Origin of the sequence: Lentibacillus songyuanensis (genome assembly GCF_039548255.1) — a bacterium.
GTDB lineage: Bacteria > Bacillota > Bacilli > Bacillales > Amphibacillaceae > Lentibacillus_C > Lentibacillus_C songyuanensis.
Window position 1 is genome coordinate 353049 of the sequence record NZ_JBCLVH010000001.1, and the last position, 13687, is coordinate 366735.

Genomic DNA, 13687 nt, shown 5'->3' on the forward strand with positions numbered 1-13687 from the left:
CTGGTTTCTTTGTTTAATCCTCATCCAAATTTTTGTTCTCCAATGCTTCTAATGCAGAACGTTCTCGCTTGCGCTTTCGAATCTGATCCAGAATTTCTTTTCGGTTAATATGAATGGTAGGGGCTTCATAATTATTCGATTCCTTAATATCCATATTAGAAGCCTTCATAAAGGACCATGCTAGCAGGAACATAATAAAAATAACTGGAAACCCAGCGACGATACTGGCTGTTTGCAAGGTTTTTAATCCCCCTACAAACATTAAAACCAAAGGCAACAAGCATAGCATAAACGCCCAAAACAATCGATTCCAGCGTAATGGCTCGGACTGTACTTCTTTTTGCACGACAGCGGCCAATATAAAGGAAGAGGAATCAAATGTAGTGGCCAAAAAGACAATCGCCAAAATGGTAAATAAGATAACCATGATTGTTGGCATTGGCAACTGGTGCAATATTTGAATGATTGCCGCCGGAGCACCATTGTCATTCATAAATCCGATCACATCAAAATTTCCGGTTAATTGTAAATATAATCCGAAGTTCCCCATAATACCAAAGAATAGAACACAGCCGATCGTACCGTAGATCATGGTTCCAAGAATCATTTCCCTGATCGTTCTTCCTCGGGATATTCTGGCAACAAACAGCCCGACAAAAGGTGCATAAACCACCCACCATGCCCAATAAAAAATGGTCCATGACTCCGGAAATCCAGTCTTGGTAAATCCGGCAAGATTGTCAAATGGTTCTAACCACGTTGCCATGTGGAAAAAGTTATCAATGATCAATCCAAGGCTTGTGAAGGTTGTTTGGCTGATAAATAAGGTTGGTCCAAACAGAAAAATAAATACCAGGATAAAAATAGCCAGCCACAAGTTAACATCACTGAGTATTTTAATGCCACGGTTAAGCCCGGAGTATGCACTTATTGCAAAAATGATGGTACAAAAAAGAACAATTATTGTTTTTAAACCAATCGTGATTGGAATGCCAGTTAGATCGTGAACTCCTTCTGCAATCAATGGTGCACCAAGAGCAAGCGTTGTACCAGCACCACCCATGAGGCCAAACATAAACAACACATCAATAATCACACCGAGTGGACCATTGGCGAACCGTCCAATAACTGGCCGGACTGCTTCACTAATTTTAAGCACAGGTTTTTTTCGTACATAATAGAAGTAAGCAATTGGTAATGCTGGTAAAGTATAGATAGCCCATGCGATCGGTCCCCAATGAAACATCCCATAGGTGGATGCCCATTCAATCGCTTCATTTGAACCCGGGTCAATTCCAAATGGTGGCCCTTGATAATAATACGCCCATTCGATCATACCCCAATAAAGAATACTTGAGCCAATTCCCGCGGCAAACAGCATGGCTGCCCAGGAAAAAGTGCCAAATTCCTTTCCTTCTTTTTCGCTTCCAAGCTTTACATGCCCATTCTTGCTAAAGGCGACAAATAACAAGAATGAAAAAGAGGAAAGACCGACAAGTAAATATAACACACCAAAATTTCCTGTCATAAATTCATTTGCTATATCCACTATTTTTCCTCCTTGTTCCGGGAAGAGCATTAGTGGAATCGAAACAAGCAGTATCAAAATAAGTGCGCCGATAAAAGTCGGCCAGTCAATTAGTTTTGCTTTCATTTGGTTCATCCCTTTGTAAAAAGTATAAAACTGCAGGTGCTATTGTTAAGACATCCTCGTCCGGCTTTAGCGCTAAAGCCATAGCCAAAACTCCATCAAGAAGATTAAATACATATCGTTTCGCGGGCAAAAGAAGGCCAATAAGAAACAAACAGTCTGCCACACGTCGGCTTCCCTTGGCACGTAACAATATTTCTTTGAAGCGCTTGTACTTGCGAATCAGACGTTTGTGCTTTTGTTCATAGCATTTCGTTAAATACTCAAGTTATACAACGTTGGTGCATCATACGTTAAAATGTAAACAATATAAAGTTTTTACAAAAGAAATGCTTTCATTTTCTTGATCATCCTGCCAAATACATTGGCATTCGACGAAAATGAACACGGAAACAGCCGTTGAATAGATATAATAAAAAAATATATCGCAGAACAGGGTTACGGAAGAAATTAGTGACCGCTCCCACTAAGTCAAAGATTTTTAAGGGGAATGCGCCGCTAATTTTTTGTTCGAAAAATCCCTTTACCTTAACCTAACGTTAACGTTTATAGTATAGGTAAGGAGGCTTGAAGATGCACATAAATGAAGTTGCAAAACGATTAAACACCACAGCTCGAACGATACGTTTTTATGAAGAAAGGGGACTGATTTTTCCTGAAAAGGATGTGGAAAATGATTACCGAATATTTCATGACGGAGATTTGTTACGATTGAGTACGATTTTAGCACTTCGGGAAGTAGGTGTTTCTGTTCGCGACATACAGCGGCTGCTAGAAAACCCAAACCTAAGTATGAAAGAATACTTGAACATACAACGTTCCGTTCTTTTTGAAAAATGGCTGGAAATGAAAGATATGATTGGAACGATTGATCGGATGTTAATGCAAACGGAAGGAGAAGACTTTACGGAAGATATTTATACGTTGGCGCAGCATTTAAAAGCGATGAAACATATTCGAAAAAACTGGGAAGACAAATGGAGTTTTGATCAGCAGGCACTCGACTATGATCAAAGTATTAAGATGCATGGGTATCGTTTTAATGTTCATCAGGATTATGAACAGGCGTTAGCCAAAGCAGTTGGTACAATGCAGTTGAACCAGGGTGATTGCTGTGTAGACATTGGAATCGGCACGGGTAACCTTGGCTCACAGTTTTTGAAGCAGGGGATCAATGTTATTGGCATTGATCAATCAGAGGAAATGTTGAAACAATGTAACGAGAAACATCCAATGATTGAGACACGTAAAGGACATTTTCTTGCACTGCCACTGCTCGATAACCAAGTAGAGGGGGTAGTGACAAGCTATGCACTGCATCATATTCCGGATGAGCAAAAACTGCTTGCGCTAGCGGAAATGGATCGTGTGGTATGTGATAATGGACAAATATGTATTGTCGACTTGATGTTCGCAGATGACCTCCAGCGTGAACAAGTAATCCATTCATTTCGTGCGGCTGGAAATGACGAGGCGGTTAACGCAATAAAAGATGAATTTTACGCGAATCGTTCAAAGCTGGTTAATTGGTTGGAGGAAAATGGTTATGCGGTAGAGACTCACCAGTTCAATGATATTTTAAGTATGATATATGCAGAAAAGTAATGAGGAGGGTATATGCCTCCTCTATTTTTTTGATAAATGCGATCAACTCTCCCTAAATTTGAAAAAATTGATCTGTGTCAAAGAATGAAGCACAAACCTATAAGACAATAAAAACAAGGAGGGGATTACCATGGAGGCTAGTGTCATAGTTAATTATTTGGGAGTGGATCGCATGATAAATGAGGGACTTGGCGGGGGGATACTCTTATACGATTATGATGAAAAAAAGCTTGATCCAGTAGTATTTAAGAATGATGAGGAGGAACAAGAGCAAAGAGGTGATGATAATGTTTAATACGTACTTGCTCACGGTGATAAATTTTGATTCTTTGACTCCCGTTATATGGTTTATGTTGGCTTTGATTGGTTTTACGATGTCCATTATACTACGGTCAAAAATAATGTTTTTCGTTCAAGCCTTGTTGTTTCTCATTCCTATTTTTCTAAATGAACAGGCTCCTCATGTATTATTTTATGTATTTATGATTGTACAGATCTTAATTGCAATTTTCATGATTTATAGCGTGTGCAGGGCTATTCACAGAAATTACCTCCTTATATTGGAGAAAACACATCAGGCTCCGCGGAATATCACTGGTAATGGGTATAACGGAACCCAGTCTTCTTTTCTAAGAAAGTGAACAAATGAGATGGATACATGCTTCGAATAATACGTGGGAGCGTCGCCACTATTGTCCGGAGCATGTATCCATCTTTGTTATTCTATATTTCTTCCTGCTTTCTTATAGTAAGACAAACCGGGCTAAAATTGTCATTCTAGCCCGGCAGAAGGATCTATTTTGCGCCATACGTTAAAACTCTTCCCCAAAGATCGTTGGTTCCCCAGATGCCGCGGCGAAGCGCTTCAAGTTGGACAATTTGGCTGTGATCAACGAATACATTTACTTCGGGGCCGTAATTTTTCACATACCATTCGAATACACTTGGATCTGCTGCTTCGAACATCACTTTTTCCGTTCCGAGTTCACTTGCAAATTGTGTTGCAATTTCGGTCCGCCAAGTTTTGACGCTCTCGGTGATGCCTTCCGACTCGATCATCAGCATATATGCACCAGCATCCAGACAGCGTTTTCCGACTTCGATTGCTTGGGATGGGTCGGTAATTCCCTCGGCTTCATTTTGTTCAATCGTATTTGTGCCGCCAGCGCCGAATTGGACACCAATTTCCGGTTTGGCAAGCAGGCCGGCATGCTGGACTTTTTCAACGAGACGGATAATGTCATCGGTAGGCATCGTGATGAATCCCGTTGAAATTTCAATGATGTCAAAGCCAAGGCGTTTACATTCATTGATGTAATGATCGACTGCTTCTGGTCCCTGTGTTAGAACTGTTTCCATGAAACCGCCTGTCGATACTTTGACATCATAAGCATGTGCCAAATCAAGCAGTTCACGTAGTTTATCTTCTGGAAACAGTGTGAACGATCCACCGGAAAATTTTAAGATGTCTACATAGTTCCCCATGGTTTCTAAAATATCCTGGAGATAACGTTTGCCCATAACGGAATAATATGGTCCGCGGATTTCAGTGATTCCAAGGTTTCGTGGTTTTTCCTGACGATTGTTCATACGGATTTTTTGGAAAGCTCTTTCGTTATTCATGGTTATTCTCCTCCTCAATTTTGATTTGACCAAGTAACGATGTTAATTCATTGACATTTACATGTTCTATATTTTGGATTGTATTGGCAATTTGGACTGCCAGTTCACGATTAATACCCTTAGTCAGGCCGTTGTATTTATCCTGAAGTACTTCCCAACTGGCAGGCTGTGTTTTAAAGCCTTGATAATCTCGTTTCTCGATAGGATGAATGCGGCCATCTTTTGTTTCCAGTTCAATCCTGCAGGCCATTTCATCAGGGAAACGACTGCTGTATTGTGCATCTGGTATCACATCCACCTTTCGCAATAGTTGCTGGATATCATTCTGCGTGATTCGATCTGGGCGATATTGATCGGGCATAACCTGGCCGTCCAGGTATGCAGCAGACAACATATAAGGTAATGAATGATCGGCTTCTTCTTTATATCTGATTTGCTTTTTGCCACCTTCTTCTCCACCGCCAATGATGTTGTAAGCGACATCGAATGTATAAAGGCGAATCGCTTTGATAGCATCGGCAGGAACCTTTTCCCGATTACGTAGTTCTAAAAGGCCTTCGATAGATGACTGGGAATGAATTTCGGCGTTGTATCGTTTGATAATGGTATCTGTGACGCGATTCAGGTCTTCGTTGCTCCAGTCTATTTCAAAGGGATCGGAAATAGCGTCCATAAACCCTTTGTTTCCTTCAAATACTTCCCGCGGACCAGTGATACCGTAACAGGCAAGCAGTGCGGAATGAACGGCTCCCATTGCGGTATTTGGATAGGCAAGCCCTTTCCAATGGGAGAGCGCACCGGTTCTTGTCACCCTTAAAGAATTATAGCTGGTTCCTGCAATCGCAACAGCATTGGCAACACGGCTTGCATCAAGCCCCATCGCACGTGCGGCACCTGCCGCGGCACCATATGCCCCCTGTACAGTGTGATCAAATCCGTGTTTTCTGACTGGCGCCACATCTGACAGCCGGCACTGGATTTGATAAGCAATACCAAGTGCAAGCAAAAAATCTTTTCCACTAGCATTCGCATATTCAGCCGCTGCCAGCACAGGTGCGATATTATCGGATGGGTGGCAGGTTTCATCTTTTGCTAAATAAGAATCATTGAAATCAAGGTAGCGAATGGCTGCTCCATTGTAAAATGTTGCATGATCTGGAGTGGTTTTCCCACCACCAATTAATGTTACCAGTGGCTTTCCTCCCAAATCGGTTGTCAGTTGACGGATTGCTTGAACCGGTTTGCCTTCAAGAGCACCAATCGCACAACCAATACTGTCAAGCAGACGTCCCTTCAGCGCGGCAACTGCCTCCTCCGAAAGGTCTTCCCAGTGAGCATCTGCCGCCCAATTGGCTAATTGTTCAACCATTGTCGTTTTATTACTTGACATGTGAGTCACCTCCAAATATTTTTGTGGAAATGAACATCCATGCGGCCACATAAGATGTGTGGAAGGAAGTGTTAACTTGTTATCTTGCTCCCTTCACTTATTATAGTACGCTCATTAGTGATAAAAATAAATTATTAAGTATTAAAATAGTGATATCGAATACTTATATATATTGATAAGATAAAGTTTAGTGAAGCAGCATGCGTTATGGTGTGGAGGGTATGGGGGGTTAGCAACGGAAACAACTTGCATCATAAGAACCCAATATGCGTTAATAACCTATGTTTGAAGCGTTTTTACGGTATTCATGCTAAATAACATTTTTACAGTAATAATTGATCACTATTTCACAAATTATACATGATATAGTCATCGAACATTAACAGTTTATGCAGGAAGTATTCACATTTAAGTATGATTTTATGTGATATGATGAACTTGTAATCAAGTAAAGGAGGTGGGAACATTGAAGGTTAATAGTCTTATTTTTGTTATAGGATTTATTTTCGCTCTTGGCATTGGCTATTTTGCTTTTAGTGGTACAGACAGCAGTACAGCTTCTGATGCTAAGACGGCAACCAGTAATGAAAGTACAGCAGAAGATTCTTCAACAGATGAAGAAGAATCGGATGCATCTACAGAAACTGCAAAAGAAGCTTCTGTTCCAGCCGAGGCAGAACCGTTAAGTACGAATAACTGCTTATCCTGTCATGCAGTAGAATCCCTTGGAGCAGAGGGAGGAACGACGGGGCCGGATTTGTCGAATATCTATAAGGAAGTGAAGGGTAAGCGCGGGAAAGATTTAGACACATTTTTGCAGGATCCTACTTCAGCGGTCATGTCAACGGTTATTGGCGATAATCCATTATCCGATGAAGAAAGGGCGCAAATTGTTGAAGCATTAAAAGCAGCATCAGAAAAATAATTTGGAGGTGAACCAGAAATGATTTGGAAACGAACGATGTCGGGTGTGTTGGGGATTGCTTTGGGATTACTTGTTGCGTTTTTATTCTTTGCTGATGTGAACCACAAAGAACAAGCTTCTTCAGCTGATAATAAATCAAAGGCAGAAAAAGTTTATGTTCCTTACGGTGAACTGGATGATTATTACTTATTCGCTTCTGGAGGGCATTCGGGGCAATTATTCGTGTATGGGGTCCCATCCATGCGGAAAATAAGAACCGTTCCTGTATTTACCCCTGATCCAGCAACGGGGTATGGATTTGATAAGGAAACGAAGAAAATGCTTGACGGCTATACATGGGGAGACTTCCACCATCCGGCAATCTCTGAAACGAAAGGTGATTATGATGGTGAATTCTTATTTGCCAATGACGTAGGAAATAATCGTATTGCAGCTGTTGATTTAAGCACGTTCCATACAGTTGATATCATGAAACTGCCTAATATGGGTGGGCCGCATGCTGGTGTCTTCGTAACAGAAAATACCGAGTATATTGCAATGCCAACACGCTTTTCCCGTCCGTTGGGTGGTGAATACGAATCACTTGATAATTATAAAGAAAAATATAAGGGTGTCGTTTCCATGGTGCAATTTGACCGGAAAGCAAAGGACTTTGATTTAGCGTATCAAATCGCTCTTCCGCCATGGTCATATGATTTATCTGATGCAGGCAAAAAAGAGTCCCATGATTGGCTTGTTATGACCACATATAATACAGAATTTGCAACGACGAACATGGAAATTAATGCATCACAAAACGACCGGGACTACATTGTCATGATTAATTGGAAGAAGCTCGAAAAAGAAGTTGAAAAGGGAAATTACAATGATTTTGAGGGACAAAAATTAATTGACCCACGTGATGTAAAAGGAGCAATTTATGCAATACCTGTTGCGAAGTCACCGCATGGAGTTGATTTCACCCCTGATGGGAAACGCTTTATTGCATCGGGAAAACTAGCACCGATGATGACAGTATTCTCGTTTGAAAAAGCAATGAAAGCCATTGAGAATGACAACTTTGATGATGAAAAGTTCGGCATTAAAACCTTGCCATATGAAGAGGTCATGGAACGGGAAGTCGATCCACCTGGAGCACTTGGACCATTGCACACCCAATTTGATGATCGGGGCAATGCATTTAACACGATGTTCATTTCTTCTGAAGTTGTGAAATGGAATATTGATTCAGGTGAAGTGATTGACCGGCAGCCATCCTACTTTTCACCGGGGCATGCGACTGCTGCAGGCGGAGATACGGTTAATCCAGACGGTAATTGGCTCATTGCCGGTAACAAACTGGCGAAAGACAACTTCTTGTCAGTAGGCCCATCCCATCCGGAATCGATGGATTTATATGATATTTCAGGTGAGAAGATGGAACATATTATGGCAGTACCGACAGATCCAGAACCACACTATTCACAAATGATCAAAGCAGACAAAATTAATCCAATCAAGGTATATGAAAAGGATGAGTCAAGGGAAAATGCTGTGTGGAATAATGATGATGCGCATATCGAACGCGATGGCAATGAAGTCCATATATACGGTACAGCGGTGCGGTCAAAATTCTTCTTTGATGCAAGTTCAGACCGGCCTGATGCGGTAACGGTAAACGAGGGAGACCACGTGTTCTTCCATATGACCAACATTGACCTTGATCAGGACATTACCCATGGATTTGGTATTCTCGATTACAATTTGAATATGGAAATGCAGCCAGGTCAAACGAATACGTTAGAGTTTGTTGCAGATAAGGCGGGTACATTCCCAATTTATTGCACCAATTTCTGTTCTGCTCTACACCAGGAGATGAATGGATATTTGCTTGTTGAACCGGCAAAGTAGTAGTTAATCGCAATATAAAATATGGAAAAAGTGGGTGAGGGGCTGAAGCTTCACCTGCTTCCTCCATATTAGGAGTGGATGGAAGTGAAGAAGAATCTTTCAAAAACATCAATGTATAGTATTATTGGTGCGGCAATTGTTCTTGTTATGACAATATTTGTTCCATGGTGGCAAATGAAGTTCTATGCTCCCCAATATCCAGAGGGATTAAATATCATCGTTTCGCCAACCTCTCTTGATGGAGAAATAGATCAAATCAATTCATTAAACCACTATATTGGTATGAAAAACTTTAGTACCGAGTCATTCCCTGAACTTCAATATATGTCCTATATTATTATTGGTGTTGCTGTGCTATTCCTGGTCGTTGCACTACTTCGAAATAAACGCGTCTTATATGGAGCGGCAGGAATTTATGTTGTATTAGGAGCGGTGGGAATAGTTGATATGTATCGTTGGTTGCAAAAGTTTGGTACCCAATTGGATCCAAAAGCGCCAATTGATTTAGATCCCTTTGTACCACCAATTATTGGGGAAAATACGATTGCCAACTTCGTGACGCATAGTTATTTTACGTATGGTGCGTATTTACTTGGACTCGTGTTTATTCTGTTAATTTTCCCCTTATGGAAGGATCGAAAGCGAAATGCGAAAATTGCTGATTCAACTCATCGTGCTGGGTAGTATGACATTTGTTGGGATGTCTGTGCATGCGAAGGAGGTCCCTTTACAACAGCTGATTGATGAAACTCCGGCAAATGGTGTACTGAAACTGGAGGGTAAAACATATGAAGGAAATGTTATTATCGATAAACCGATCACCATTACCGGCCAAAAAGGGACCCATATTAAGGGTGACAAAACAAAAACGGTTATTGAGATTGATAGTGACAGTGTTACGCTTGACATGATGCATGTTTCCGGAAGTGGTATGGATCAGAGCTCCCATGAAGAATATTCCGGTATCCGTGTCATTGGGAAGCATGCCGTTCTTAAAAATATTTCCATTACGGATGTTTTCCATGGGATTTTTTTATCCAGAGCTGATGGGACGACAATAGACCATGCCCGTATTGTTGGACAAAATTCAGCATCCCTCGCAAAACAAGGAAATGGTATTCATATTGTCCGTGCCAACGATAACGTTATTAAAAATAGTTTTATAGAAAAAACCCGGGACGGCATTTATGTTGAATACTCGAATGGAAATAAAATCACGAATAATCACGTAACGAAGACAAGATATGGACTTCATTATATGTACTCTGACGACAATGAATTTCATGATAATGATTTTGTTGGAAATGTAGGTGGTGCGGCAATTATGCAATCGGATTCTTTGCTTCTGGAAAATAACAATTTTTCCTTCAACCAGGGATCCCGATCCTTTGGCCTGATTGTCCAGACGAGCCGTGAAGTTCATGTGTTAAACAACAAATTTTATCAAAATCAGCGTGGTCTGTATCTGGAACAATCCACAAGTAATACGATGGAAGGCAATGAATTTTTCCATAATCAAATTGGAATCGAATTGTGGACCTCATCCACGTCACAAGTATTTTTTGATAATATTTTCTCGAAAAATAATACAAACGCTGTAACGATTGGTGGGGAATCCTTTAATGAATGGTTTAAAAACGGGAAGGGAAATTATTGGGATGAGCCAATGCTGGATTTAGATCGAGATGGATTCGGTGATGAGCCCTATGAATACCGTTCTACCATAGGGGAGTTGCTTCAGGAAAATGAGTTGGCCTATCTTTTTTTAAGCAGTCCAGCGATTCATATCTATGAACGGGCCAATTCCTTATTAGGAAACCAGGAAGTCATGACCCTTGATAAGTACCCAAGAATGGCAAATGGCAACATGCATTATACACCCATATGGAGTGCGATTCTCATTATTACCGCTGTGAGTGTATTTGTTTACGTTCGAAAAAGGAGGCGTGCATAATGGCCTATATCTGGAAGGAATACCTGGAGCAAATACGCGGAAAAGGATTATGGTTGGGCTTGGGTATATTTATGCTCACTTCCTTATTCATCATTGCTGATGCCCGGTCGTATCCTGATGAATTGGGGTTTGAAGCAATGTTATTATCGGTGTTTGATATGAATTTGTATATTATTCCGTTGTTCAGTTTGTTCCTTTCGTCTTTCTCGATTTTCCAAGAGAAGGAGTTGAAAACGGAAGTGATGCTGTTAACGAAAAAGGAATCGTTCTTTTCCTTTTTATTAAAAAAATCCATGGCTGTGCAAATCGTGATGATTTCCGCCTTTCTTGGTGCATTTCTCATTTTGGCGATATTCATGAAATTGTTTTTGCAATTTCATGTGCTAAGCTTTTTAACATTTTTGCTCGTCATCACAGTATTGTTGCTTATCTTTAATCAAATCGGAGTATTCTTGGGCATTTTATGTAAAACCAGGATGCAACTCGTTGGAGCTAATATATTATCATGGTTTATCTTTATCTTCCTGATTGACCTTGTGTTTTTGTATATACTTCCTGCGGTTTCCTTTGAAAATATTCAACTGTTTGCCTGGACTTATTTTCTGGATCCGCTTCATTCTCTACGCTTCTACCTGGAGACTGACCTTGGTTTATATGGGTTAACGAACTTATCGCACGTAATGAAGGACTTTATGGTTGTGCAACCCGTTTTCTTCCTTTTCTTGAATATGTTCATATGGCCGGTCCTATTTTTCGCATTAACAGTGTTCGTTAGAAGGGGAGGTGTCAGCTATGATTAACATGGAAAACGTGTCCCAATCGTTTCAGAAAAAGACCGTACTTGATCAAATAAATCTAACCGTCGAAAAAGGCGAACGTTGTGCGCTGGTTGGTCGCAATGGTGCTGGGAAATCTACTTTAATTAAAACAATGCTCGGCATTCTTCCGTATAAACAAGGAAAAGTCGATATAGCTGGCTATTCGAATAAAAAACACGCTTGGAAACGCTTTGTATCGTATTTGCCAGAGAAATTTCAGCTTTATCCTCATTTGACTGGAGAAGAGAATTTACGTTTTTTTGCGGAGATGAATACAAAAAAAGCCGATGCAACAGAAATTCAGGAAAAACTAAAACTTGTTTCCCTCTATGAGGAACGAAATAAGCAAATAAGTGAATACTCCAAAGGGATGTTGCAGCGCTTGGGGCTTGCCGTGATTCTTTATTATGATAGCGATGTGATTATTCTAGATGAGCCAACAAGCGGACTGGATCCAATTGGTCGCAATCAAATTTTGCGGATTGTCCAGAAGCTGGAGGATAAAACCGTATTAATGGCTTCCCATCACGTTGAAGAAATTAAAAAGGTATGCAGTCATGTTGCGTTCCTCGAAGGTGGAAAAGTCCATAAGTACACAGTAGATGATTTTCTGATAAAGAAATTAGGAGGGGAATGGGAATGAAGAGAATCACAGTTGGCTTCATCCTATTGCTGTTTGTCACTGGTTGCGGTAGCAATGGGTTTACGCTTTCTGTAGACAATCAGCCATATATGAAAGAAGGAGAACAGACGACTGAAATTATTCTGCGAGCAGAGGATGATAATGGGGAACCGGTGAAGGGTTTAACGATTACAGGGGAAATGGAAATGGAAAAAATGGACCATGGCACCATAGCAATTTCTTTCAGCGATAATGGCGACGGGACGTATGTTGGCGAAGTAGAACTGCCAATGGGTGGTGAATGGATCATGGCAACGAATGCAGACAAAGATGGCAAGAAGCACGATGATCAGATTCGATTTGAAGTTAGTGAAGGGTGATGACAGGTGAAAACGTATAGGATTTGGCTGATTCTCGCTGCTTTCCTGTTGGCAGGATTCCTTGCAGCCTGTGCGACAGATGACGATGCATCCGACAAAGGTACGGAGGAGGTAAAACAAGAAGTAAAAACGGGAAATGAAGCTACAGGTAACGACGATGATGTTGTCACGATTAATGATAAAAGTTTTGATAACCATGATTTAGCCTTTTACACGTTAATGCGCAATATTCAAGCGGAGATCGGTCGCCATTTTGATCAGGAAAAGTTCGATGGTAAGGAGCTTGAAGATCGAAACGCTTATTGGGATGACCAGATAGCCTACAATGAAAATACAAATGTACAACTGCAGAATTTAATTGAGATATATGCCATGGCACTTCTTGCAAAGGAAAAGAATTATTACAACCCACCAGAAGAACTGGATAAAGCGGTCAAGGAATTAACGGAAAGTATGGAGGATATCAAGGGTGCACAAAAGTTAATAGACACATATGGGGAAAAGAATTTCCGCCAACATATCCATGAATATATGGACTATTCCTTACTTCGTGATCGGGTTGTCGATGACTTGACCAAAGATATTAAACAGGAGCATCCAGACATTACTGATGATGAACTCGACTATGAACTAGCCAATAGTTACGGGGAGCTTTTCCAGGATCAGGTTGATAGCTTAGAAGTGGAAATGCATGTGAAATAGCAGAGCAACGTATCCATTTGAAATTAGTTATTACAAGCTGTTTGGGGAAATAAAATATGTTTAATAGCTCACCATTTATAGTTGGTTTTATAAAGGCTTTTTCCATGCCTAACAGTCTTTAAAATAA

Annotated in this window: 13 protein-coding genes; 10 read left to right on the plus strand and 3 right to left on the minus strand. The window is 40.7% G+C overall.

The window, feature by feature from the left end; translation table 11 throughout:
* Positions 1-13: 13 nt before the first annotated feature.
* On the minus strand, positions 14-1654 hold the full coding sequence (locus tag WMZ97_RS01665; protein ID WP_343270308.1) for a BCCT family transporter: 1641 nt from the start codon (positions 1652-1654) through the stop codon (positions 14-16).
* Between the two features lie 570 nt (positions 1655-2224).
* Between WMZ97_RS01665 and WMZ97_RS01670 the strand changes: the two genes are divergently transcribed.
* Together WMZ97_RS01670 and WMZ97_RS01675 are read left to right on the plus strand one after the other, a co-directional pair.
* On the plus strand, positions 2225-3256 hold the full coding sequence (locus WMZ97_RS01670; protein WP_343270309.1) for a MerR family transcriptional regulator: 1032 nt from the start codon (positions 2225-2227) through the stop codon (positions 3254-3256).
* Positions 3257-3386: 130 nt separating this feature from the next.
* Positions 3387-3551 (plus strand): hypothetical protein, encoded by a 165-nt coding sequence (locus WMZ97_RS01675; protein ID WP_343270310.1) that lies wholly within the window; start codon positions 3387-3389, stop codon positions 3549-3551.
* A 500-nt stretch (positions 3552-4051) separates the two neighbouring features.
* On the opposite strand, the gene WMZ97_RS01680 is transcribed toward WMZ97_RS01675, so the two are convergent.
* Positions 4052-4879 (minus strand): phosphosulfolactate synthase, encoded by an 828-nt coding sequence (locus tag WMZ97_RS01680; RefSeq protein WP_343270311.1) that lies wholly within the window; start codon positions 4877-4879, stop codon positions 4052-4054.
* Positions 4872-6269, minus strand: coding sequence for an MmgE/PrpD family protein (locus WMZ97_RS01685; RefSeq protein ID WP_343270312.1), 1398 nt, complete (start codon positions 6267-6269; stop codon positions 4872-4874). The genes WMZ97_RS01680 and WMZ97_RS01685 overlap by 8 nt, the downstream gene beginning before the upstream one ends.
* 457 nt (positions 6270-6726) lie before the next feature.
* Between WMZ97_RS01685 and WMZ97_RS01690 the strand changes: the two genes are divergently transcribed.
* The 8 genes from WMZ97_RS01690 (at position 6727) to WMZ97_RS01725 (ending at position 13560) form a co-directional block, all read left to right on the plus strand.
* Complete coding sequence (locus tag WMZ97_RS01690; protein ID WP_343270313.1) at positions 6727-7194, plus strand: c-type cytochrome; 468 nt, start codon at positions 6727-6729, stop codon at positions 7192-7194.
* Positions 7195-7215: 21 nt separating this feature from the next.
* Positions 7216-9084, plus strand: a complete 1869-nt coding sequence (gene nosZ, locus WMZ97_RS01695) for a Sec-dependent nitrous-oxide reductase (protein ID WP_405027647.1) — start codon at positions 7216-7218, stop codon at positions 9082-9084.
* Positions 9085-9168: 84 nt separating this feature from the next.
* Positions 9169-9768, plus strand: coding sequence for a hypothetical protein (locus WMZ97_RS01700; protein ID WP_405027642.1), 600 nt, complete (start codon positions 9169-9171; stop codon positions 9766-9768).
* Positions 9731-11038, plus strand: a complete 1308-nt coding sequence (gene nosD / locus WMZ97_RS01705; RefSeq protein WP_343270316.1) for a nitrous oxide reductase family maturation protein NosD — start codon at positions 9731-9733, stop codon at positions 11036-11038. Before WMZ97_RS01700 ends, nosD begins: the two co-directional genes overlap by 38 nt.
* Positions 11038-11838 carry an ABC transporter permease subunit gene (locus WMZ97_RS01710; protein WP_343270317.1) on the plus strand — a complete coding sequence of 267 codons (801 nt, stop codon included), beginning with the start codon at positions 11038-11040 and terminating at the stop codon, positions 11836-11838. Before nosD ends, WMZ97_RS01710 begins: the two co-directional genes overlap by 1 nt.
* On the plus strand, positions 11831-12499 hold the full coding sequence (locus WMZ97_RS01715; RefSeq protein WP_343270318.1) for an ABC transporter ATP-binding protein: 669 nt from the start codon (positions 11831-11833) through the stop codon (positions 12497-12499). The genes WMZ97_RS01710 and WMZ97_RS01715 overlap by 8 nt, the downstream gene beginning before the upstream one ends.
* Positions 12496-12858 (plus strand): FixH family protein, encoded by a 363-nt coding sequence (locus WMZ97_RS01720; protein ID WP_343270319.1) that lies wholly within the window; start codon positions 12496-12498, stop codon positions 12856-12858. Before WMZ97_RS01715 ends, WMZ97_RS01720 begins: the two co-directional genes overlap by 4 nt.
* A 6-nt stretch (positions 12859-12864) precedes the next feature.
* The gene (locus tag WMZ97_RS01725; RefSeq protein WP_343270320.1) at positions 12865-13560 is read left to right on the plus strand and encodes a hypothetical protein; all 696 of its coding nucleotides are present in this window, start codon (positions 12865-12867) and stop codon (positions 13558-13560) included.
* Positions 13561-13687: the final 127 nt, after the last annotated feature.